1 protein-coding gene is annotated in these 214 nt (G+C 57.9%); it reads right to left on the bottom strand.

Going from position 1 to position 214, the window contains the following annotated elements:
• On the bottom strand, positions 1 to 214 hold a 214-nt coding region (locus tag AAEZ06_RS28475), incomplete at both ends, for an immunoglobulin-like domain-containing protein (protein WP_350617570.1).

Raw genomic sequence — 214 nt, 5'->3', positions numbered from 1 at the left:
CCGCTGACCACTTGGGTAATGGTGTTGGAGATCGCGGGATTAACGTAAACGTCCGCCGGAACAGTGATGGTTGCGGTCCCCGACGAGGCGTTGTTGGCGATGGTGATGGTTTCGCCGTTGGCCAGTTTTACGACCAAGTCGGAGCCGAGGTTTAGAACCGGCTTGCCGTCTTTGCCAACGAGGCTCGCGGTGTAAACAATATCGCCGCCTTCGC

Source organism: Pseudomonas sp. HY7a-MNA-CIBAN-0227 (assembly GCF_040310325.1).
Lineage (GTDB): Bacteria > Pseudomonadota > Gammaproteobacteria > Pseudomonadales > Pseudomonadaceae > Aquipseudomonas.
This window is presented reverse-complemented; position numbering and strand designations above follow the sequence as displayed.